Genomic DNA, 23,904 nt, shown 5'->3' with positions numbered 1-23,904 from the left:
CCACCACCTTTTGCCGTGATACCCCAAGAAAACCAGTGCGTATGGGACCTGTTTCAAAGTACAATCTAGGCACTAAGCGAGCGTAGGAATTGCGCTTGAGCCATGTCCATTCCATCATCGGCACTGTCATCCATCCTCGCGGCCGCAACCGAAAGCGTACGTGCAGGGACAAAAAGCGCCTTGTCGACGCAGACCTGTGCCGCGTCACGCACGATATCGCCAACCTCGGTATGTGGCCAGACCGGCAGATCGTGAGAGGCAAGCACCTGTTGAGCGACCTCGAAGGAGACAGGCACGAGAATGCATTGCGATTGCGCACGCGCCAGCAGTTCCTGCAGCTCGCTGTCGAGCGAAGCGATTTTCCCTGGGGAGATATGTTCGCTCATGATGTAGCTTGCGGCCGCAACATCGAAGTCACCGAGCATCCATTCGGCATAGGCCAGCCGGTAATACGCATAGGCCGCATCATCACGGTCCAGTGAGACACGCAAGGCGTTAAGGCAGGCGGCACGGGCGGAATCCCAGTCCTCCTCGCGGGCCAACTGCACCGCAAGCCTCATGTGCGAAAGCGGATAGGCAGGCGCATACGACACCATGGCGTTGAGGTGCGGCAAGGCGGCCTTCGCCCCCTGCAGTTGGGCGAGCACATCGGCAAGTTCCATGTGGGCGTAGAACAGGTTATCGGGGATGAGCACCGTTCGCTCGTCGCTCGTAGCGAACAGGCGATTGTAGACCACGCGCTCCGCGTAGGAGTTGAAATAACGCGGGGCGCCGGTCGGAGCGTACATGGCATCGACCTTGGAAATTGCCTCTTCAAGGCTTGCAATGGCCTGATCGACCTGACCGGAAAACAGCAGGTCACGGGCCTTGACACGCTCGGCGTCAAGGTCCTTGGCAAGTGTGAAATCCAGATCAGGGGTATCCACCCCGTCAATCAGGGCACTGCTTACCGACGGTGCGAGCCTTTTGAGCTCAGGATCACCATTGGCTTCGACGATTGCCATGGCCTCCTGCGCCTTCGAAACACTAGGTAGATCGCCTTGAGCAGCAAGACGATGAAAATCGCTGACGGCACGCTGCAATAGATCGGCGCGCTGAATGGAAAGTCCCATGATGTTATCGGTACCAAGCACTTTTCTGGCTTTTCCGTCGATCGACACGTCGGCGAGTTCCGGTTCCTCCTGGCTTCCGAGGGGCGAGAAGCGCTTGTCACGCAGGTTGAACTCTGGGTTGGCATTACGCGGTATCACGCCTTCGATATTGAGTGAGGCACCGAATCTGCGATACGTCTCGATAGGGTGGTCCAAACCGGCAGAACATGCACAGCGTATGAATTCCTCACGCGTAAAAGTGACCGAAGCCATATTGTGAGCGCTGGGACCGCTACGTAGCACGGCGAGTGGATCGTTGTCCTCGTTGTCTGTGCCATCGCCGTCGGCGTCATCGATGTCCGCCTGCTGGCCCCCCTGCGGCACGGACATGGCGATGCTGTCGAAATCAACACCTTTCATCAGATCTGCGAATCGGGCATCGATCTGATCCTCATCATCATGCGGCTCACCGGCCCCATCCGCCTCACCGGAATCGAAAGTCGCAAAAGGCTCATCCTTCGCAGGCCCATTCCCGCTCTGAGCTCCAGCGACGTTTCCCTGCGTGCCGGTAAAGTCAGTACCCGGTTGAGGATCATTATCCTGAGAATTGACGGACGATTCGGCAGCTGCAGCGTTCTGCGGAATATCGGCCGGGTTTTCTTTTCCGTCATCGAAAACCGAACTTGTCTGATCGCGCTGTCCATTTCCGTCTTCAGAATCCGCCGGACCGTTTTCGCCCGACTCCTGTGGGCTTTGCGCGGACGAGGAAGCGAACGGCATGGAATCACGTCCCGCAGCCACGGCACCGGCCTGCGAGGGGTCGCCATGGATGTCGCCATCCTTGGGATCCGCCTTCGAGCCGCCTTTGCGTTTGTCCCCCATCGGCATGCGTTCGAATGTGCCCAACGCCTGCGCCATCAACTTGGAAATGGCGGAATCCTGCTGCTCGACCGCTTCCTCCAACCCCATGGAATCGATGCGGATTGATACGTTCTGAATCGATTCGTCGCTGCCGAAACACAGCGCCGCGATCATCAATCCGACCCGCAGGTTGTACCGCTCGCTCATCGACGTACGTTCGGCATCGCTCAGAGCAATCCAGGCATGGCGCTTGGAATCGTATCGGCTGGTGGGCATCAAGGTGCGCCCTGCCGTGGTGAAGGCGACGGCAACATTGCCTTGTGAAAGATTGGAGCGGAATTCTGTATCGAAGCGGTAGGGAACCCTGACCTGCCTCAACAACGTGGAGAGTGTCTGGCGATACACCCATTCGCCGCGTCCCGTTTTCCTTTCTGCCCCTAGCCCCGGCACACCGTTCCGGTCGGGCGCGTCAGCGGCGATGCGGTCGGCGGTCTGTGCCGCAATCGATAGCATGCGGGACAGGGACGCGGAACTCGGCTCATCAAGATCGGCCCCCTGGTTGGGCAGCGGTTTGAGCGCCATCAGTGCCGGGTTTTCGAGCAAGGCATGATCGATCTGGGCGGCCTGCGCACGGGTGACCGTGTCTTCGATGGGCAACGCGCCGGTATGCGCGTTATGCTCCAACCAAGCGCTTATCGCGGAGAAACGATTGAGATTGCCTTCGATGTTCAGGGCTTCCAATGCCGGAGCAAGATCCAACGAATCATCCCAGGTGAAGAAATACGCGCCGGAATAACTGGAAGTGTACAAATGCAAGGGTTCAGCGCCATGAACGGCCTCCAGCCCTGCGGATTCCTTCAATGCGCCTGATTCACGCATCAAATCCGCAAAGTAATCCTCAAGACCGGACACACGCAGGCCGTGGGTTCGAGCCTCCAAGCTGTCGCGCACACTGCGACGGATCGCGCCGAGCGGTGCCTCGCGGTTCAGCCTGCGGAAGATGTTGCCGGCGCCAAAACCGATGAGCTGGCCGCTCATCTGCGGAAGCATGTAGGTGGCGAAAAAGGCGATGGCCATAGCATCCCGATATTCCAAATTAAGACGCAGGGATTCGGGCAGCCGGTAACGCATCTGTTCCAAGGTGTAGCGGTTGCCACGTTTGAGCCAGGAAGCCAACCAGGTCATTCTGCCGAACATGTCACGACCGACAATGCCACCCTGTACCACTTCAATGCCTTGACCCGTATGATCCGAGCGGTTTTGACCTGCTGTTTGTGCCGCCGACACGCCGTTTCGCCCGGTTTCAGACAAAGAAACCTGCGTCGTGCCCCCGCCACCGCTCATTCTGCTATCATCGGAAAGCGAAAAATCACCCTCCTTGCCAAAAATAAGCACCGGGTCATCATCATGGGTGTCCATTTGCGGATCGGTGCCCAAAAACACACGTCCCTTTCCATCGACCAGTGCAACCTGACAGAATTGGTTAGGTCCAAGGAACACGCCGATTGCGAAAAACCGGCCATCAAGCTGGGGCAACTGCGCCCAACCAAGGCGAAGTCCATCCGGAACGTCGGGAAAGTCCTCGAAAATATGGCGTTTGACCATTGGCCCCAATTCGATGGCACGCTCAAAAAGCTCTTTCACCATCTCATCGGTGCCAGGCTTGCCCTGAGGCCGGACTGAGGAGAAGGAACCGGTATCCCTCACGGTGCTCTTCGATACACCGCTACCGACCGCCGTATTCACACGATGCGCAAGACCCTTGGCACCTTTGATGAACCTGCCAAAACGCGGTGAGGAGGCGAAATCATGCAAATGCTGTGTGAAATTGGACATATGGGTAATTGTTTCAATTCAGCCAGACATGATGCTTATAGAATAATGGTGTGAACACTTCCGAGCATAGCTTCCACTCGCGCCACAAGACCGCCATATTCATGGCCCTGGCGGGGGTGATCATACTCCTGCTCGAATGTTTCGCATTCAATATCCAGTTCTGGAGCACCCTAGGTGCCAGCCGGGATTCCACCTCTGCGCTGAATACGCTTGGATCAGGGCTCAAACGCCAAAAGAATGGGACACTGCTCGTCACCGATCCCACCTCGGCGTTTCTGATAACACAGGCCGACGGCAGTTCACCCTACCTTCGTCTGGATTCGGCCGAAACGACATTCCGGTTCACATCGCCCTCACGCGTGCAGGGAGCTGCAAGTAGCGCAGGAAAAACCGGTGACACGGACAAAGGCAGGTCGAAATTTCCGCTGACCACCTTCCAAGTCCGGGTCGATGCCGCTGGACACGCTTCCCATACCCGTCCCGTTTCCACGACCGTCGCTCATTCCCTTTACCTTCATATTCCAAAACTCGACACGGGATCCCCATCCACCCTCGTCAAGGTTTGGATTGAAGAACCGGCAGGCACGAAGGTCGACGTCGCCGCCGTACACGCCAATGTACGTGTGCCGTTCCATGCCGATTGGGGACGCGTGGCGGCCATGGCGGCACTCGTTCTGCTGATCACGGCATGGATGCCGGCGTCAAAGCTGTGGCGCATTCGCTTGGACACCACAAGCATCGCTCAACGGATTGCGTTCGCCGTATTCATCGTCATCGCCGCCATTCTTACGGCGGTATCCATAACGCAATCGATATGGACAAACCCTTCGGCATTTCACGAGCCTGACAATTACACCTACGATTTCAACCAATACGGCCATATGGCCGACTCGCTCATTCACGGCCGAACCTCAATCGACCTGCCGGTGCCACAGGCGCTCAAAACCACCGCCAATCCCTATGATCCGCACACGAGGGAAGCACTGCTTGAGCAAGGCGTCAACCCGATCTATTGGGACTATGCCTTCTACCAGAACCATTGGTATTCCTATTTCGGCGTGTTGCCAGCCTTGCTCCTGTTCGTGCCGTACCGTTTGGTGACTTCGCTGTTCACCCCTGGCGGTCTGATGCTTCCGGCAGGTGCTGCCGTGGCGCTGCTGCTGCTCGTCTTTGTCATTTTCGCAGCCTTGCTGGTCATCCGGGTACTCAAAATGGTGCGTCCAAATATTTCCGTAGCCGCTGTTTCTATGGCCATCACCCTGTTCGTGCTAGGTTCACAGGCAGGATACCTTGCGTTCCGCCTGAATTTCTATTCGGTACCATTCGCGGCTTCGATGGCCCTGAGCGTCATGGGCATTTGGTTTTGGCTTGGCGTGGCAGGATATCAACGTGCCGATTCAAGCAGTGAATCAGCAATCATTCGGTCTGAGCACAACAATCTATCGCAGCCCTTGCCACAGACAAAAGGAAAACGCCGGGCAGGCCGACATCATATGATCGTCATTGGCCAAGCACCGCCGATTTCGTGGCCGCATCTGTCGGCGGGATCATTGGCTTTGGCAGCGAATTTCGGTTGCCGACCTACGTTCGCACTGGTCGCTTTATTGGCCTTTCCGATATTCTGGCCTCAAATCCGCGAGATATTTCGGAAAACGCCGACGCCCGTTCTAAATCCCTGTAACGGCCCCACCAAGTCAGACAAGACCAAACAAGACGATTCTACCGACAGGACACAAAAAAACAAGACGACAGCCGCCAATCATTCCGGTAACACACCGGTTACAGACAAACGAAACGCAAAACGCAAGGCCGTCGGCATGGTATTGTGCTCGATGCTGTTGCCCGCTTTGGTTGTGGTTGTGCCATTGTGCATCTATAACGCGGTCCGTTTCGGCTCGCCCTTCAATTTCGGCGAACGCTACCAGATCACCGTGGCCGATATGACCCATTACCGCAACACCGCCGTGAACCTGCTGCCGACGGTCGGCTATTACCTGTTCCTGCCATTGCGGTTCTCACACGAATTCCCATTCCTCACCATCAACCCGACGCCTCTGCCATCCTGGAGTTATGCGGAGCCGATGGTCGGCGGCCTGTTCGCGCTGTGCCCGGCACTGCTCGTCGTCGCGCTGTTGCTCCTGCCAAGCGTAAGACGGCATATCCGCCGCTCAGGATTGCTGCGAACCATACTGACGGCGTTGCCGCTGGCCTTGCTGCTTTTGCTTGTTGACAGCCTCAAAGGCGGTATCGGCTGGCGCTACATGGTCGATTTCGGATGGTTGGTCGCCCTGAGCGCTGTTGTGGTGCTTGGCGTGATTCTGGGGGATGCAAGGCCATGCCGTGACACCGGAATGCTCTCGGCAAAGATGCGGTCCCATGTGGGCACACACGAAACATCAACATCATTGCCACAACCGAACCCTCGTAATCAGTTCGGAAAACTGATACCTCACCGTGCTGCCACATCCCGATCTCCCCGATCACGTATCGATTGGGGGCTTGTCGCCATACGCTTGGTCATGCTCCTGCTTGTGCTATTGAGCATCATTCTGGCGTTCTTCACCATGTTCGTTCCCGGACGTGAAGACGCCCTGACACGCACCGACCCCGTGACATTTCAGGCCGTCGCCTCGTGGTTCATGATTGGGTGAGTCTGCGCTCGCGTCCTTTGCACATGCACTTTTGATTATAAAGCGAGCCAAAAAAGTATTACATAAGGGAATCAGCAAGCTCTTGCTGTGCAAAAAGCATATTCGCCTATCCGCAGTTCTTTTCACCAACTTTTCAAACCATATCAAGCTCTCGGGAAACCACCGCAAGAATAGCCCTAATATTGCGCTCGAAGACTTCTGGCTCTGGCAACAGCGAGACCGCAAGATAACCGTTTTCGGTCATGTCGAAATAATAGCCGGGCTGCCCGGTCAGGTTGAAATCGTGGATGAGGCGAAGCACCAACACATTCTCGTCGATAACCGACGGGAAACGCAACAGCACGTTCCAACCGCCTTCGGCACGCAGCAGCGAAACCATACCCGCCTCGTCCTCATCCAATATCGTATGCAGCCGCTTGAGATTGGTTCTGATGCGTTGCCGCACACGATCGAGCTGCCCTGAAACGGCACCGAGCAATTCTGGCATCCGCTCGGCGATGATATCGCTGAACGGCAGATAATCGTCGGCGATGATGTCAAGCCTGCGCTGAGCCTCCTGCACCAGTTCGCCAGGTCCGCTGACTTCGATCCAGCCGACTTTGGCATGCGGGGCAGCCAGGAGCTTGGAAAAACCGTCAAGCGCAAAGGTCAGCGCACCTCTCTCCCCTGCCAGCCGACGGTTGCCAACAAACGGTTCCAAAGAATAATCAAAGAAAACCTCATCGGCGATGATGGCGACATCGTGTTCGCGGCATAACGCCACCAGTTCCTCGCGCTCGTCGGGTTTGACATACGAACCGGTGGGATTGTTGGGGTTGATGAGGACGATGGCCTGTATCTTTTGCCCTTGACCACTTCCCAATAGTTCACGAAGCCAAGCGACATCGATGAACCATGAGCCATCGAAGCGCAACTGATATTCCAACGTGTCCACGTTCTCCAACCCGCCGATGGACTCGATCAGCGGGTAGCCGGGCTTGGGCCCCAGAACAATGTCGCCCGGATCGCACACCAGCTTGAACAGCCAGGAATAGGCCTCGGAAGTGGAGCTGAGCAGGTAAAGCCGATTCGGATCGACCGATACCGAAGGATTGTGTTCCGCAGCCGCCTCTTTGAGATTGCGTTTGGTCAGAAACCGGGCCAGCTGTTGCCGCGCCGCCAACGGGCCGCGCGGGTCTGCAGTATAAACGCCTGGCACTTGGTTTGGTGCAAGGCCGTGCCTTGTCGGGTTGGAATCGTTCACGGTTTCCAACGCAATTCCCTGGTTGCGGGCCGCAGCCTCTGCCTTGGCGATTAGGTTGAGCCGCGTCGAACCCACCCTTGACGAAAAACGCATAATCTCCCATTCCCGCATATTCAGTTGATGATGTAATGCATGCCGGCTACTGCGAACCACCACCGTCCATTGCCCATCACAATCCCTATTAGCGATAATGCCCATTGGCAGCAACAATATGTGTCGGCGTCAAAGACAACCCTACTTCAGCGTACTCACACATACAAAAAGTTCCGCCCGACCCTGCGGCCGAGCGGAACCCAAGAACTCAATCCTCAGACAAGTCTGGTGGTTGCATAATACGCAGCACCTACAATACCAGCCTCGTTGCGCAGCTTGGCCTGCACGATCGGGGTCTTGATGTCAATATAAGGAATGAACTTGTCGGCCATACGGCTCACGCCGCCGCCGACGACGAAAAGATCCGGACTGAAATACTTTTCAAGCAATCCGTAATATTTGGTCAGACGCTTGGCCCACTTCTTGTATCCGAGGCTCTTCTTGTCGCGTACGGAGGATGCCGCGTACTTTTCGGCCTCACCCTTGCCTTTTTCAAGCTGGATATGGCCGAGCTCCGTGTTGGGCAGCAGCACACCTTTGTAGATAAGCGCCGTGCCGATACCGGTACCGAGCGTAGTCGCGATAACCAGACCGTCCTCACCCTTGGCCGCACCATACTGCTGTTCGGCAAGGCCTGCCGCATCCGCATCATTGACTACGGTGACAGGACGGTTGCATGCCTTGGAGAAGACTTCGGTAACATCGAGGCCGATCCATGACTTGTCGAGGTTGGCAATGAAATCGAGCGGCTTGCCAGGCTTGATGGGGGCCGGGAACGCAATGCCCACCGGGGCGCCGGCCGGCACCTCAAAATGTTCGAGTTCTTGACGCACGATGGCCGCAACGGCATCGGGGGTAGAGACCTCGGGAGTAAGGATCTTCAAACGCGGTAAAGCGAATTCGCCTTTTTCCAAATCCACTGGAGCAGCCTTGATACCAGAACCGCCGATATCAACGCCAAAGGCCTGTGCTGTCTCAATCATCGCTAACCCCCACCTGGTAACGGAACAGATAACCTAGATATTGTACCGCAATTAAAGCCCAACACGCTTGAATCAACGATTTATTTGAAAACCTTATCTTGTTTATTTGTAGCGTTACTTCAGTGGCGGCATCGGTTGCCAATTCGGGTCGTGCAACAGTTTGCGCGAATCGACCCAGCCCTTGGCGATGGCCTTGAGCCCGGGCTTGACGTGTTCGCGGTCGACGGCGAGGATACGGATGACCTCCTTGGCCGCCGTAAGCAGCGTTCCCAAACCGAACAAGGCCGGTCGATAATCGCCATGGGCCATGAAGTAACGGGCCATGTAGCCGCGGTTGCGCATGATATGGTACCGGTTCATGTCGGAGGTGGAATTGAGCTGGCGCAGGCCGGCGATGTCCCAATTGCCGATATCGCGGGTGCGCTGAATGATCTTGTCGTTGACTACGATCGGATCGGTCACCTTGCTGGCCAGATAGCCGTAAATCGTATCATCCCAATAGATGAAAAAGCGGGGATCGGGCAGGCCGATCCGCTCGACGATATTGCGGCGGAACAAGCCGCCTTCGAAACACATCGTATCCATTGTACGGTATCCGGAAGGGCCGAACGCGGCCGGGGCAATGGGGTTCGGGATACCCAACGGCACGATGAAATCATACTGCCAGTAGAAGGGGCCACCGTCATAGTCGAGGCGCGAACCCTGAATCACGTCGTGACGCGGCGTCCACTTGGCCAGTTGCTCGATGGCGTTTGGCAGCACCGCCACATCGTCGTCCATCACCCAGAACCACTCAGCACCCAGTTCGTAAGCTTTCTTCACTCCATTAGAGAATCCGCCGGAACCACCGATATTGCCCTTCTGAGGGGCGTAGACCACACGAGCGGTGTTGCCGCTATCGTCCGGTTCGGTCTTACCCCACTGCACAGTGATGTCGGTAGAAAAATCTTCGACCATGCCCTTGGTCTCATTGCTGTGCTCGTTGTCGACCACGACCACACGCCACGGGGCCACCTTGAGTGCCTTGATCGACTCGAACAGGCCGGCCAGCAGTTTCTGTCGTTTGTAGGTCACCACGACGATCGCCAGTTTCTCGATCGGTGACACCGCGGGGTACGCGAGCCCCTTGCCTTCTCCGGCACCGGTTTCCACAGTTTTCTCGTTTTGAGTCATATCCCTATTGTTGCACCCCCACACGATGGCGGCGAAACCGGGTACGGTGATTGCAGAATGCGGAAATCTTGACGGTCCCATATCCATATCCGTCGAACGGTACGAAATCGTTTGACAGATGACTACACATACGGGTATAGATAGAAAGGCAAGTTTCAGGGAAGGTGAAATTCCTTATTGGCGGTAACGGCACTGTCGGACTAAAAACGACAGCAAGCCGAAGCCCGCGAGCCGCAAAAGCGGTCGATCCGGTGAAAATCCGAGGCCAACGGTTACAGTCCGGATGAAAGAAACGGGGCTCACTATGAGCGATATTTCTGATACCCAAAATTCGTCTGATTCCCATAGCCGGGACAAGACGCAATCCTCACACTCCACCGGCGTGGCCGACCAAGGGCGCTGGTCCACCCAACGCATCGCGGTCTATGCGCTTTTTGTGGCGCTGGCCATGGTTGCCTCTTTCATTGAGTTCCCGATCATGCCGGGCACCCCGTGGCTCAAGTACGACCTTTCCGGCATTATCTGCCTGGTAGCGGGCTTCGCATTCGGACCGATGGCGGCCTTCATCGTCAGCGTCTTGAGCTGGATTCCCCACCTCTTCATGAACCCATGGGGCGCCATCATGTCCATTGCGGTCTCCGTGTTCCTGAGCGTTCCGGCTGCGATGGTCTACAAGCGCATGCGCACCCGCGTCGGAGCATTGGTCGGCATCCTGGTCGGCATCGTATTCGGACTTATCGCGGCCATCGGCGGCAATCTTTTGATTACCCCGATCTACGCGCATATGACCACCGCCCAGGTGCTGAAGATGGTCGTACCGGTTCTTCTGCCGTTCAACCTCATCAAATTCGCGATTCACGGCGTGGTGACCTTCATCATCTACAAGCCGATCTCGAATCTCTTGAACCGATAGGAATCCGCAACAGACAATGACTACGGTTCCCCGCAAATCCACCGAAACCGAGCCTGCAACACCTTACGGCAGCGAAAGCTCGGCTTTGGCATATCGTACCGATCGCAATACAAGCAGCTCCTCGGAAACTAACCGTGCCGCAAATTCCGATGCTAATCAAGCAAACGTTGCCAACGGCTTCGCCGCCCGGCTTAAGAACACCTGTTTCAGTTATGACAGCGGCAAATCATGGGTGTTGGACGGCATCAACCTTGATATCCACGCCGGCGAACGCCTCTGCCTGGTGGGACCCAACGGTTCGGGCAAATCGACGTTGGCCAGGCTTGTCGCCGGCCTTGCCGCGCCCGACAGCGGTTCGGTGACCTTGCTCGGCTGCGACGTGTTTTGTGAAGGCATCCCGCACAGCGACCTGTATCGGAAAGCGCGCAAGGGCATCGGAGCGGTGTTCCAGAATCCGGTGGACCAGATCATCACCACCGTCGTCGGCGACGATGTGGCGTTCGGCCCGGAAAACCTTGCTCTCGACCCGAAAGAAATCACCACACGGGTCAACGAGTCCTTGGATGCCGTGGAAATGAGTGGTTTCCTCAACGCTGATCCCTCCCGAATGAGCGGTGGCCAGCAGCAACGTACCGCCATCGCCGGCATACTGGCCATGCGCCCGAAGATGATCGTGCTTGACGAACCGACTGCGATGCTCGACCTGGCTGCCCAACACGATGTGCTTCGCGTGCTTGACAACCTGCAGAAGGCCGGCACCACGATCGTCCATGTCACGCACCGGCCGGAGGAACTGAAAGCGGCCGATCGCATTGTAAGTCTCGAAAACGGCAGGTTAATCGAGCTCAACCTGACCGAGGCCACGTTGCGGCTTTCAGTGACCAACGCCGACGATATCGGCATGTTCAAGTCCGATGGCCTCGTCATCGATGGGGGGCTTGGCAAACCGGGCAACATACACGCCGCAAAACCCGCAGATAGACAGAATCGTTTCGGAACCGACGACACCAAAGTATCAGAACCGACCGTTTCCGGCAATTCGTCCTTGCACAGCTTCAAAGACCATAAAGAACCAGACACGGCACCAACGCCAGATCCCCGATATTCTTCCGGTGAACCAGCCATCAGTTTCGAACACGTTTCGTTCCGTTATCCCAAATCGGATACCGATACCCTGCACGACTTCTCGATGCGTATCGAACAGGGCGAGGTCGTGGCCATCATGGGCCGCAACGGGACTGGCAAAACAACGCTGACCAAGCTCATGACCGCGTTATCAAAACCTGATGACGGCACCATCAACGTGGCCGGCATCGATTTGGGTTCGATGAAGCGACGGGACAAAAAAGCCTTGCGTTCCAGCGTCGGGTTGGTGATGCAACAGCCGGAACACCAGCTGTTCGCCGAAACCGTGCGGCAGGATGTGGCCTACGGCCCCAGTAACCAAGACCTGCCGCAGCAGGTGGTCGACCAGCGCGTGGATAGAGCCTTGAATCTGCTTGGCATCAGTGCACTTGCCGAACGCTCTCCCTTCTCACTTTCCGGCGGACAGCAACGGCTTGCGGCCATCGCGGGCATCATCGCCTGCGACCCGCGAATCCTCATCCTCGACGAGCCGACCGCCGGGCTTGACGCCACGGCCAGCGAACGCATCTACGCGCTGGTGCGCACGCTCAACACGCACGGCGTCACCATCGTGATGATCACCCATTCCCCGCGTCAGGCGCGTCAACTTGCCGACCGCGTCATCACGCTGGGCGAACCGGTGACAGCGGACGCGAACACTGCCGACGAACAAGCTGCAGCGAGTGCAAACCGTGACTTCACAGCGACCAAATCCGTTGATACAACGCCACAATTCCAATCCAGTCCGGCAAGCTGTGGCGCATTATCATCGACAACTGAGGCTTGTTGGACCCGTGCCGACGGCAACTCTACCAATCCAACAGGCAAGACCACACAACCGGTCATCGAACACCGGCACAGCGAAACGAGACAAACCGCCAAATCCAACCTAGACCGGACTGCGCAACCCACCAAATCAAAGCCTGGAAAGACAACACAATCCATCAAATCCTCGTTTGGCGAGGCAACGGACAAGGTAGCCAAACGCAACACATCCGGCGGACGGAGCAAGGTTCATAATGGCAAAAGCATCATCGAGCGGCTCGATTCACGCGTCAAACTCGTTGTATTCCTTGTGCTGATGTTCACCTCGTTCATAGTCAGCTCCCTGCCGCAACTGGGATTGACTGCAGTGATGGTCATCATCCTCGCTGCCGCAGCCAAACTTGGTCCGAAACAGCTTTTCCGCTCAATGCGCGGATTCCTGGTATTGCTATTGGTAATGGGCGTGATCAACATGCTTTTCGTACGTACCGGCAAACCGTTGGTGACCTTCTGGAATTTTCCCATCACCGACGAGGGCGTGATGGCCGCGGTGCTCTATACCTGCCGTTTCGGGCTGGTCATTCTGCTGGGAATCATCCTTCTGCAGACCACGACGCCCACTGCGCTTACCGACGGCTTCGGCTCTCTGCTTTCACCATTACGAAAACTCGGTCTCCATACCCAGGAACTGGCGCTGGTCATGAGCCTTGCGCTGCGCTTCCTGCCGACACTGGCTGACGAAGCCCGCAACATCATGGACGCACAGGCGGCGCGCGGCGGCAGCATCGAAACCGGTTCCCCAACCAAACGCATCAAGGCGCTGGTGGCCATCATCGTCCCCATTTTCGCCGGCGCGCTGCGTCATTCGGACAATCTTTCGCTTGCGCTCGACGCGCGCTGCTACGAGGAAGGCATACGGCGCACCCACTGGAACGCCATGCGGATACGTGGCAGGGACATGATGTTTATCCTCCTGTGCGCGCTGTATCTGGTGGTGCTGCTCAGTCTCAAGGCCGGATTGCTTTCGGTAGTACGCCTGTAAGTGCCCTGGAACCATCACGGGTTCCTTTGCCGATTTTGCGAGAAACGGCGAGAACATCATAGGGATTAAATTCTTACTGTTCGCAACGTTATGTGCTAAATCCTGATAGAGTGGAACAGAGCCTGTTGTAACTGTTTTGCCTATCAAGGAGACGATATGCACGCACCACGTAATACCGCTATAGAACCATTCGCCATCGAACACGCCACCGTTGCCACCGGCAACCTCGACGGCCGCACCTTAAGCGACACTACCGTCGTCGTTGACGGCCTCGGCAAGATCCGCGAGATCGGCCCCTCATCGAGTGTCGTGGTGCCTCCGGGCTACCACAGGTTGGACGGTACCGGCAAGGTCGTTTCCCCCGGCATGATCAACGGCCACACCCACACGTTCTCGCAGGGCAAGCCGCTCGACCCGAAAGGCAGCACGCCTGAAGGCCAGCGCAAAACCGCGAAGATCATGCATTCGGCGCCGGGCAAGCTCTTTATGTATGAGACCAGCAAGTCCAATATCATGACGCTGCTCAACTCCGGGGTCACCACGATCCGCACCGTGGGCGATGTCGGCTATGAAGTCGTCGCCATCCGCGACCGCATCAACGCCGGTAAAATGGTCGGTCCGCGCATCATGGCCGCAGGCCCCATGCTCGCGATCCCCGACGGCCACGGCGCACCGCTCGTCGCCATGGAAAGCACTACCCCCGAAGAAGCGCGCAGCGAGGCCGAATACAGCATCGACCACGGCGTCAACGCACTCAAAATCGCGGCGACTGGCGGCGTCACCGACTCGCAGGTGCTCGGCGAGGCCGGTGCCCCGCAGATGACAGAGGAACAGATGCGCGCTATCTGCGAGGCCGCGCACGCCAACGACATCATCGTCGCCGCCCACGCCCAAAGCGAGGAAGGCGTTCGCCGCGCGTTGAAGGCCGGCGTCGACACCATCGAACATGGCTGCACGCTGGACGACGAACTGACCGATCTCTTCCTGCACAACCCGAATTCGTTGCGCGGCTGGAGCGCGTTGGAACCGACGCTTTCCGCGGGTCTGCCGATGAAGTATCTTTCACAGGAAACACTGAACATGACCGACATCCAGATGCAGAACTCCGTGCCTGTGGTCGAAGGCATGGTCAACGGCGCCAAGCAGGCGCACGAGGCCGGCATCAAGGTCGGCGTCGGCACCGATTCCGCCATGCCGTTCGTGCCGCAGTATGGCACCTGGCGCGAGATGGCGCTGCTCGTTCGCTTCGCCGGCTTCACCCCGGCCGAATCGTTCCACGCCGGCACGCAAGTCACCGCCGAAATCCTCGGCCTGAGCGATGAGACCGGTTCGTTGGAGGTCGGCAAGTCCGCCGATCTGCTGGTCTTGAACGAGAACCCCGTCGACAACCTGCGCACACTGGAGAAGCCGCTGCTCGTGGTCGCAGCCGGCCACCCGATCTTCCATCCGCAGGTCAATCGTTTCGACGACATGGAAGCCCAGTTGGACGAGGCATACAAGTAAGCCCTGATTCGTTCCGGGTTATATATACAAAGAAATCCGTCGCAGATCTTATGTATCAGTGGCGGATTTCTCGTAGGTTGTTCTATATTCCAATCGCAGGGACTTTTATTTTAGGTATTACATTTATCTCATCAATGTAACATCTAAAATCCATGCTCAAACAAAGTGGGACCAGGCAAAGCTGGAAGCGGCTTAGGTCTGAGCCTCACCGATGGGCGTTGTCCTGCAGCGGTTCGTCATTGGCATACCGGCGTACATTGGCCACGGCAATATCGACGATATGGGCGTCGTTGCTCGCCAAATGGCTACCACCGGCGGCATGCGGAGTAATCAGGCAGCTTGGTTCGTTCCACAGCGGATGCGTAGGCGGCAATGGCTCCGTCTCGAAGACGTCGAGCCCGGCACCTCGAATGGCGTTGTTACTCAAGGCCTCAGCCAAAGCATCGTCATCGACCGCATCACCTCGACCGCCATTGACGAGGATGGCATCCTTTTTCAGAAAGGCAAGCCTGTGTGCATCAATCAGATGGTGGGTATCAGCCGCCTTCGGCAACGACAATGCAACCACATCGGCCTGCGGCAACAATGTATCAAGCTCATCGAAGCCGTGCATCTGGTCGATGCCGTCCGCAGGCTTGTCAGCGCTGCGACGCACACCGACGGTACGCATCCCCGTACCTTTGGCAAGGCGAGCGAAATGCGAACCGATGTCACCGGTACCGATAACCAACACCGTCGCGCCTTCGGGAGTGAGCACGGTACCCTCGTCCTGCCAGCGATGGGCCGTCTGATCACGGACATAAAGCGGCAGGTTCTTCATCAACGCCCACATCATGGCAATCATGTGCTCGGAAACCGACTGGCCGTAGGCGCCGGTGGCACTGGTGACGGTCACACCTTCGGGTAAGACGCCGGGTTTGATATACGCGTCGACGCCGGCGCTCCATGTCTGAAGCCATTCGAGATTGGTGAATTCATGGGCAATAGCAGGGTCGAAATTGCCCAACACCGCTGTTGCCCGACTGCGCAGTTTCTTAGGAATCTGGGCCTTCACGCTCATATCGCCATAATTCTTGGGGTCTCCACAGAATTCAATGCGCACATCGCCTGCCGCCTCAATGAACCGCTGCTGGTCTTTATCGTTAACCGGTATGCAATTGACGATGAATTTCTCAGCCTTGTTGTTTTCTTCCGTCATAGTTGCTCCTTAATCAAAAGCAATTCCTCATTCTTTAATAACCTTAATCGCTTTTCTGATTATTTGTCTTGATTGTCGTTGGAATTGATATCCGGCTCTTTTCGATTTTTGGGATCATTCGCATGCAAAATTTCACGAATTTTCTCGAGTCTTGGACCGACTTCCCGTTCATAGCCGCGATCGTTGGGATGATAGTATTCGCGCCCTACCAACTCGTCGGGCATGTATTGCTGCGTGGCAACGGCACCAGGAACATCGTGCGCGTAGACATAGCCCTTTTTATTACCCCAGTCCTTCATAAGCTTGGTCGGCGCGTTGCGCAGCCATAGCGGCACCTGACCGATCATTCCGGCGTCGACGTCGGCGAGCGCCTGGTTGATAGCATTGTAGCTGGCATTCGACTTGGGTGCAGTGGCCACGGCGATGACGGCTTCGGAAAGAATAATCCGAGCCTCAGGCATGCCAACCATAGCGACCGCCTGCGCTGCGGCGACAGTGAGTTCGAGAATCTGTGGAGCGGCCATGCCGACTTCCTCGGCAGAGGCGATCATGATGCGACGGGCGATGAAACGGGGATCCTCCCCCGCCCTCAGCATGCGCGCGAGATAATGCAGCGCGGCATCGGGGTCCGAACCCCGCATCGATTTGATGAATGCAGAGGCGACATCATAATGGTCGTCGCCGTCCTTGTCGTAGCGCACGGTGGCGGAATCCATCACTTTCGAAACGATCTCCGGGGTGATAACCGGCTTGCGAGCGCCTTTCTTGCGTTCCTTGTCCCCGGTGACCGCACCTGCCGCGGCCTCGAGGATAGTCAGCGTCTTGCGCCCGTCTCCCCCGGCCATGCGGATGATCTCGTTTACCGCTTCATCGCTGGCTTTGACTTCGCCTTTGAGCCCGTGTTTGCTTTCCAGCGCACGGGTAATCAAGGTTTTCAGATCGTCAGGTTCCATCGATTCGAGCTTGACGACGACCGACCGGCTCAGCAATGGCTTGTTGATGGAAAAACTCGGGTTTTCCGTGGTCGCCCCGATAAAGGTGACATCACGGTTCTCGACGCTGGGAAGCAGCGCGTCCTGCTGGGACTTGGAGAAGCGGTGCACCTCGTCGATGAACAGCACCGTCTCCCGCCCCTGCGTCACCAAACGCTCGTGGGCGCGCTCCAATACGACACGCACATCCTTGACGCCGGAGGTGACGGCGGAAAGCTCCTCGAAATCACGTCCGGATTGCTGCGCGACGATATAGGCCAAGGTGGTTTTGCCGACCCCCGGAGGCCCGAACAGGATAATCGAGCTCGGCGCGGTCAGCGACCCTTTCGACGTAGGGCTGGCAAGCCGGCGCAACGGCGAGCCCTCGCCCAACACCTGCTGCTGCCCCACCACATCGTCAAGCGTCGTCGGCCGCATCCGCACGGCAAGCGGGCGGGTCACGTCTTCGGGCGCATCGGCAGCGCTGAACAAGTCTTCGGTCATGCTTTCATCTTACTCCCTCATTCGAACATTTGTTCGTATCGGAAATCCGTTTACTATATTCACCAAAACTCTTATTTTTACCCTCTTGGCGCACCAAGAAGGCCATTTTCGGAAGATTCAACGCCCATTCTGCCATTTTCGACCTTCTTGGCGCGCCAAGAACACCTAAATACTGCAGAATTACGCTCAATCTTTATTTTATAGGGCTCTTGGTGCGCCAACAGTACCAAAATAACGTAAAAAGAGAAGCAGAGAATCGAGAAGCGGACCGAGAAGGCGATGCCTTCACATCACAAGTTCATTGCCGACTCGATAATCCACGAAGACCACCTCGCCGCTTTCCTGCGTGGCGTCGAGATCGACGGTGCCGGTGATGGCCCAGTCATGGTCGCCGTCGGAATCGTCGATGATCTGCCGCACCTTCCAGGTGTGTTCCTTGGCCTCGTTGCGATCATCCAAGATGAACAAATCGCCGCTGCGGGCCTTCTGGTCGATGCCGACGTATTCGTGCTCGTCGTAATAATCGTCCAGCGCATCCTCCCACTCGTGCACGCCGTAGCTCCAGTCCTTGTCGAGCGCGCCGAGCTCCTCCGGCCTATCCTGATCCATCAGCTGGATGCGGCGGAACATGGCGTTGCGAATGAGGACGATGAGCCCGCGCCTGTCCTCCACCACGGCAGGTTTGCCGCTGGGTGCGGCCGCGGTAAGAGCGGCGCCTTCGGCGTCGGCTGCCGAATCACTGCCGGCGTTCTCCCATTCGTCGACCAGACTGGAATCGACGGAACGCACGACCACGCGCAGCCACGAAATGATGTCTTCCAACTCGTCGTTGCGTTTCTCGACGGGGACGGTACGAGCGAGCGATCGATAAGCGTCGGAAAGATAGCGCAACAGCGTGCCTTCGCTTCGTGCGATGTTGTATCGGGCGATATAGCCGGTGAAATCGCTGGCCGTCTCCACCATGTCGCGCACCACGGATTTGGGGCTCAACTCGTAGTCGTTGGCCCACGGCACGTCGTGGCGGTATTCGTCGAAGGCGGCATCGAGCATTTCCTCGAGCGGCTTGGGCCAGGTGACCTCCTGCAGCTTGTCGATGCGCTCATCGTAATCGATCCCGTCGGCCTTCATCTCGGCCATCGCCTTGTCGCGTGCCTGCCGTTGTTGCGCTTTCAGGACCTGCTTGGGGTCTTCCAGCGTCGCCTCGACCATCGAGATGACGTCGAGCGCGTAGGTGTCGGATTGCGGGTCGAGCAGTTCCAGCGCGGCCAAAAGGAACGGCGAAAGCGGCTGGTCGAGCGCGAAATTGTCTGGAACATCGACGGCCAGGAAGTAATCCTTGCCACCTCGGCCGTTGTCTTCGGCCTCGATGAAGGACGAGTCGAACATGGTCTGGAAGATCTCGTCGGCCCGCTCGTGCAGATGCTCTTTCTGCTCGGGGGTCTGTGAAGAATCGTCGATGAGCTTGTCGATACGGGCTCGTGCGTCGCCGCCTTGCGCTACCTCGTTCAAGACCATGGAATGGCTGATCTTCATGTGGGGCACCAGCGTTTCGGGTGCGGCTTCGATAAGTTTATCGAACGTACCTTCGTTCCAGGTGACGAAGCCCTCCTGCGGCTTCTTGCGCTTGATTTTCTTGAGCTTCTTCGGGTCTCCGTTGGCTTTGGCGATGGCCCGCGCGTTCTCGATCTCGAATTCGGGGGCTTCCGCCACCACCAATCCTTCGGTGTCGAAGCCCATGCGTCCGGCGCGTCCGGCGATCTGGTGGAATTCGCGGGCGCGCAGCTTGCGCATCTTGAACCCGTCGAATTTGGTAAGCTGGGTAAGCACCACGGAATGAATCGGCACATTGATGCCGACGCCGAGCGTATCGGTACCGCAGATGACCGGTAGCAGGCCCTGCTGCGCGAGTTGTTCGACCAAACGACGGTAACGCGGCAGCATCCCCGCGTGATGGATGCCGACGCCTGTACGCAGCAGCCGTTGCAGAATCTTGCCGAACGCCGTGGTGAAGCGCGTACCCTTGATGGCTTCGGTGATGGCCTTGCGTTGTTCCTTGCTGGAAACGCCGGTGCTGGCAAGCGCCTGTGCGGTTTCCAGCGCCGCGTCCTGCGAGAAATGGACGACATAAATTGGGGTGTCGCTGCGGTTGAAGAGCAGTTCAACGGTGCTGGCAAGCTGTTTGTCGGTGTATTCGTAGCTCAGTGGCACCGGCCTCGGCGCGTCATCGATGACGTCCACATCACGGCGGGTCATGTCCTCGAGTTTGCCGGCGATGGCGGTGACATTGCCGAGCGTCGCGCTCATCAGAAGGAATTGGGTCTTGGGCAACGTCAGCAGCGGCACCTGCCAGGCCCAGCCGCGATCGGCATCGCCGTAATAATGGAACTCGTCCATCGCCACGCAGCCGATATCAGCATGGTCGCCTTCACGCAAAGCCTGATTAGCAAGGATTTCCGCGGTACAACAGATGATCGGCGCATCGGAATTGATGCTGGTGTCCCCCGTGATCATGCCGACATTGTCGCGCCCGAACGCCTCAACCAGATCGAAGAACTTTTCTGACACCAACGCCTTGATCGGCGCCGTGTAATACGAACGGCGTCCGGTGCACAACGCCGCGAAATGCATGCCCAACGCCACCAGCGATTTGCCGGAACCGGTCGGCGTGCTCAATATGACATGGTCGCCGGCCAAGAGATCCATGACGGCCTCTTCCTGATGCGGCCATGGGTCGATGCCTTTACTCTCACGAACCCATTCGAAAAACCTGTCATAAATCTCGTCGGCGTCGATATTGCGCTGCTCGTCCCCGTCGCCGTCCCAACTCGGCGCCAATTCCCCTAAACTCTGTGTCATAATCCCAACTCTATCGTCCGCTCGCTACTGTAAATCGCTTAATAGCATCGTTCAGTTTTCATAGTGAACCGTGGAGCGGGGAGATATACAATGTTCGAGACACTTTGGCTGAGCCGTTAAGAACGAAGCCCTGTGGCCTCCGTTCAGGCGAAGTGAGCGCGACATATCGAGCGCGAAGACAAAATCTCTGATTTTGTTTAGGCCAAGCCTACGCTCGAACATCGCATATCTCTCCGCTCCACGCTTAAGATAAGTTTCAAAATTAAGCAAAACGATACTTCTCTCAAAACGAAAACGACAGATTACTTTCCAAAACGAGCGGAGTGGAGGAATATGAAAAGTGGATGGAACAAAATGGTGACCACTGAAAAATCAATGGTCACCATTTCAAAACCCAGCCTACAAACTACTCATCTTTTGGTTTCTTGGGCTTGTCTCCATGCGGATGAGGCTTATGACCTGGAAGCGGGATGTCGGGAAGCTCGAGATGATCCGGCTCCTTTTCACTTTCGGGGTGCGTGGCGTCGTATCCCTGTTCGTAGCGGGTGCGCCTCCAGTGATGCACCGAGGCGTTGGTGCCACGGTGATGGACATGATACTGGCGAGGAACGCCACCGTAATGGTCCTCGTCCACTTCCTTGGCCACCGCGATCTGGTTGACGTTCGAGGCATCCATGATGGCGATCGGCGCGACCGGCTCGGGTTCGGCCGGGGCGGCGGTGCGTTCCTGCATGCGGCTGGGGAGCCATTCCGCAAGCTTGGAAAGCAGTGCGCAGACGATGAAGTAGACCACGCCGGCGACCACCAACGTCTGCAGGATGTTGAAGTACATCGAGCCCAAACGGCGGGATTCCTGCAAAAGATCCGTATACATGATGATCGAGCCGAGCGCGGTGTCCTTCAGCACCACGACCAGCTGGGTCACGGCGGCGGGCAGCATGGCGTAGATCGCCTGCGGCACTTCGATCTGCATCAGCGACTGCGTGGTTGTCAGGCCCAAGGCCAATGAAGCCTCGCGCTGGCCGCCAGGCAGGTTGCCGACGCCGCTTCGCACCAGTTCCGCGACCACGGAGCCGTTGTAGAGGATAAGCCCCAGCACGACGGCCCAGTAGGAGGCGCTCTGAATACCTATGAAGGAGAACAGGCGCCAGAAGAAGATCATGAACATCAGCACCGGCACCGCGCGGCAGAATTCGACAATGACGCCGGACACCCCGCGTACGATCCTGCTCGGCAATAGTCTGCCGACGCCGAAGATCAGGCCGAAAACCACCGAGCCGATGACGGCGAGCACGGCTGCCTTGATGGTCATCCACAGACCCGGCAGGTAGAAGTCCGTCCAGGCCTCGCCGTCGAGCGCCGGTTTCCACAGCGCCCAGTCGAGCTGATTTTCGCCGTCCGGCGGGTTGTGCAGGCGCATGAGGATGAGGACCACGAGGATGGCGACGATGATGCCGCCAATCCAGTTGGCGATGCGGATGTTGCGTTTGCCTTTCGGCCCCGGCTCATCGAAAAGCACGGCCGATTCGTTGTTGTTCTTGCTCATGCGTTCACCTCCGTACCGCGAGTTTGTTGGAAAGGAATGTGGTCAGCGCCCCGATGGGGATGATCAGGATCACGTAACCGAACGCAAAGATCAGGAAGATGGCGACGATGGAGTTCGCGTGGAACTCGATCATCTCGCTCATCAGGCTCGACGTTTCGGTGGCCACCGATGCGGCCGCGGCGACCGTCGAGTTCTTCAAGAGCGCGATCAGCGTGTTGCCAAGGGGCGCGACGGATCCTCGGAAGGCCTGCGGCAGGATGATCTGCGTGGCCGACTGCATGAAGCTCAAACCCAACGCGCGCGCCGCTTCGGCCTGCCCCAGCGGAACGGTGTTGATGCCGGAACGCAGGGATTCGCAGACAAAGGCCGCTGTGTACAGCGAAAGGCCAGTGACCGCCAGCCAGAAGAAGTTCGTGGCGAAGGTGCTGGAGAACGTGAGTTTGAGCTGGGCGAAGGCACCGAGCACCATGAAGACCATGATGATGGTCAACGGCATGTTCTTGAAGAATTCGACATAGGCGCCCGCCACCGTGCGCAGCGAGGAAATCGGCGAGATGCGCATCATCAACAGAACGACACCGAGTAACAGCGAGAACAGAGCCGACCAAAGCGTCAGTTCGATATTGACAAGAAACGCTCCAGGAACGTTGTATTGGCTGAACAGTTGCAGGAATTCACTCATTTCGAGGCTCCCGTCTCTCCGAGATCCGGCTTCGGCGGATTGTATTTCATATTCGGCTTATAAGCGACGCCACGCGTGTTGTCGTTGATGTAGCGCTTCCAAGACCCATCCTTTTCCATCTGGGCGATGGCCTTGTCGATCTTCTTGGCAAACGCGACATCACCCTTCTTGACACCGACACCGTAATATTCCTGTGTGAACGGTTTGCCGATCAGACGAAGCTTGCCGCGGGCGTTGGAGGCGAGACCGGCCAGAATGATGTCATCGGTGGTCACCGCGTCGACGATGCCGCTGAACAGTGCCGTCGCGCATTCCGCGTAGCCGGGCTGCTCCATCAGCTGCACCTTGGAGGCGAATTTCTTCTTGACCACTTCAGCCGATGTGGAACCGGTCACCGAGCAGAGGCGCTTGCCGTTCAGGCTGTCCGGTCCGGTTATTTCATGGTCGTCCTTGCGCACCATCAGGTCCTGCCCGGCCACGAAATATGGTCCGGCAAAGCTTACGGCCTTCTTGCGTTCATCAGTGATGGAATAGCTGGCGACGATCATGTCGACATCGCCGTTCTGCAGCATTGCTTCACGCTGCTTGCTTGGGGCTTCCTTCCAGACGATCTGGTCGTCGGAATAGCCAAGCCTGCGGGCGATGTAGCGCGCCACGTCCACGTCGAAGCCGACGTAGGTGCCGGATTTCTTGAAGCCGACGCCTGGCTGGTCGAATTTGATGCCAATGCGGATCTTGCCCGCCTCGTTGCTCGATCCGCACGCAGCCACGGTGAACACGCAGGCCAAAGCACAGAAGGCCGCGAGAATCCTGCGCCAGGTGCGCAAAAATTGTTTGGATAATGGTTTCATATACTTGCTTCCCGATA

14 protein-coding genes and 1 riboswitch are annotated in these 23,904 nt (G+C 57.3%); of the genes, 4 read left to right on the top strand and 10 right to left on the bottom strand.

The window, feature by feature from the left end; all coding sequences use genetic code 11:
* Positions 1-65: 65 nt before the first annotated feature.
* Positions 66-3,788, bottom strand: coding sequence for a tetratricopeptide repeat protein (locus tag PT275_RS02260; protein ID WP_277151957.1), 3,723 nt, complete (start codon positions 3,786-3,788; stop codon positions 66-68).
* Between the two features lie 50 nt (positions 3,789-3,838).
* Here PT275_RS02260 and PT275_RS02255 point away from each other — a divergent pair, with 50 nt between their 5' ends.
* Positions 3,839-6,439: a glycosyltransferase gene (locus PT275_RS02255; protein ID WP_277151955.1), complete on the top strand. Its 2,601-nt coding sequence runs from the start codon at positions 3,839-3,841 to the stop codon at positions 6,437-6,439.
* 133 nt (positions 6,440-6,572) lie between these two features.
* Here PT275_RS02255 and PT275_RS02250 read toward each other — a convergent pair whose 3' ends face one another.
* From PT275_RS02250 to PT275_RS02240, 3 genes are all read right to left on the bottom strand, one after another.
* Positions 6,573-7,775, bottom strand: coding sequence for a pyridoxal phosphate-dependent aminotransferase (locus tag PT275_RS02250; RefSeq protein ID WP_277151952.1), 1,203 nt, complete (start codon positions 7,773-7,775; stop codon positions 6,573-6,575).
* A 215-nt stretch (positions 7,776-7,990) separates the two neighbouring features.
* Positions 7,991-8,758 (bottom strand): polyphosphate--glucose phosphotransferase, encoded by a 768-nt coding sequence (gene ppgK, locus PT275_RS02245; protein WP_277151950.1) that lies wholly within the window; start codon positions 8,756-8,758, stop codon positions 7,991-7,993.
* Positions 8,759-8,872: 114 nt separating this feature from the next.
* A complete protein-coding gene (locus PT275_RS02240) occupies positions 8,873-9,931 on the bottom strand; it encodes a glycosyltransferase (RefSeq protein WP_277151948.1) in 1,059 nt (352 codons plus the stop codon).
* A gap of 147 nt (positions 9,932-10,078) precedes the next feature.
* A riboswitch (FMN riboswitch) is annotated at positions 10,079-10,230 on the top strand.
* Between PT275_RS02240 and PT275_RS02235 the strand changes: the two genes are divergently transcribed.
* From PT275_RS02235 to PT275_RS02225, 3 genes are all read left to right on the top strand, one after another.
* Positions 10,215-10,844: an ECF transporter S component gene (locus tag PT275_RS02235; protein ID WP_277151946.1), complete on the top strand. Its 630-nt coding sequence runs from the start codon at positions 10,215-10,217 to the stop codon at positions 10,842-10,844. (Overlaps the previous riboswitch by 16 nt.)
* A gap of 16 nt (positions 10,845-10,860) precedes the next feature.
* On the top strand, positions 10,861-13,776 hold the full coding sequence (locus tag PT275_RS02230) for an energy-coupling factor transporter ATPase (RefSeq protein WP_277151944.1): 2,916 nt from the start codon (positions 10,861-10,863) through the stop codon (positions 13,774-13,776).
* Positions 13,777-13,932: 156 nt separating this feature from the next.
* The gene (locus PT275_RS02225; protein WP_277151941.1) at positions 13,933-15,279 is read left to right on the top strand and encodes an amidohydrolase family protein; all 1,347 of its coding nucleotides are present in this window, start codon (positions 13,933-13,935) and stop codon (positions 15,277-15,279) included.
* A 205-nt stretch (positions 15,280-15,484) separates the two neighbouring features.
* Here the strand turns inward: PT275_RS02225 and PT275_RS02220 are convergent, their stop codons facing one another.
* The 6 genes from PT275_RS02220 to PT275_RS02195 all read right to left on the bottom strand — a co-directional run bounded on the left by PT275_RS02220 (position 15,485) and on the right by PT275_RS02195 (position 23,887).
* Positions 15,485-16,477 (bottom strand): D-2-hydroxyacid dehydrogenase, encoded by a 993-nt coding sequence (locus tag PT275_RS02220; RefSeq protein ID WP_277151939.1) that lies wholly within the window; start codon positions 16,475-16,477, stop codon positions 15,485-15,487.
* A 59-nt stretch (positions 16,478-16,536) separates the two neighbouring features.
* Entirely contained in the window at positions 16,537-17,952 is a 1,416-nt protein-coding gene (locus PT275_RS02215) for a replication-associated recombination protein A (RefSeq protein WP_277151937.1), read from the bottom strand.
* A gap of 285 nt (positions 17,953-18,237) precedes the next feature.
* Positions 18,238-20,808: a DEAD/DEAH box helicase gene (locus PT275_RS02210; protein WP_277151935.1), complete on the bottom strand. Its 2,571-nt coding sequence runs from the start codon at positions 20,806-20,808 to the stop codon at positions 18,238-18,240.
* A 406-nt stretch (positions 20,809-21,214) separates the two neighbouring features.
* Positions 21,215-22,354 (bottom strand): amino acid ABC transporter permease, encoded by a 1,140-nt coding sequence (locus tag PT275_RS02205; protein ID WP_277151933.1) that lies wholly within the window; start codon positions 22,352-22,354, stop codon positions 21,215-21,217.
* Positions 22,355-22,358: 4 nt separating this feature from the next.
* Positions 22,359-23,036: an ABC transporter permease subunit gene (locus tag PT275_RS02200; RefSeq protein WP_277151931.1), complete on the bottom strand. Its 678-nt coding sequence runs from the start codon at positions 23,034-23,036 to the stop codon at positions 22,359-22,361.
* Positions 23,033-23,887, bottom strand: coding sequence for a glutamate ABC transporter substrate-binding protein (locus tag PT275_RS02195; RefSeq protein ID WP_277151929.1), 855 nt, complete (start codon positions 23,885-23,887; stop codon positions 23,033-23,035). The genes PT275_RS02200 and PT275_RS02195 overlap by 4 nt, the downstream gene beginning before the upstream one ends.
* Between the last annotated feature and the right edge of the window lie 17 nt (positions 23,888-23,904).

This window comes from Bifidobacterium sp. ESL0745, from assembly GCF_029433335.1.
Lineage (GTDB): Bacteria > Actinomycetota > Actinomycetes > Actinomycetales > Bifidobacteriaceae > Bifidobacterium.
The sequence above is the reverse complement of the archived record's forward strand: the minus strand, read 5'-3'. Positions and strand labels throughout refer to the sequence as shown.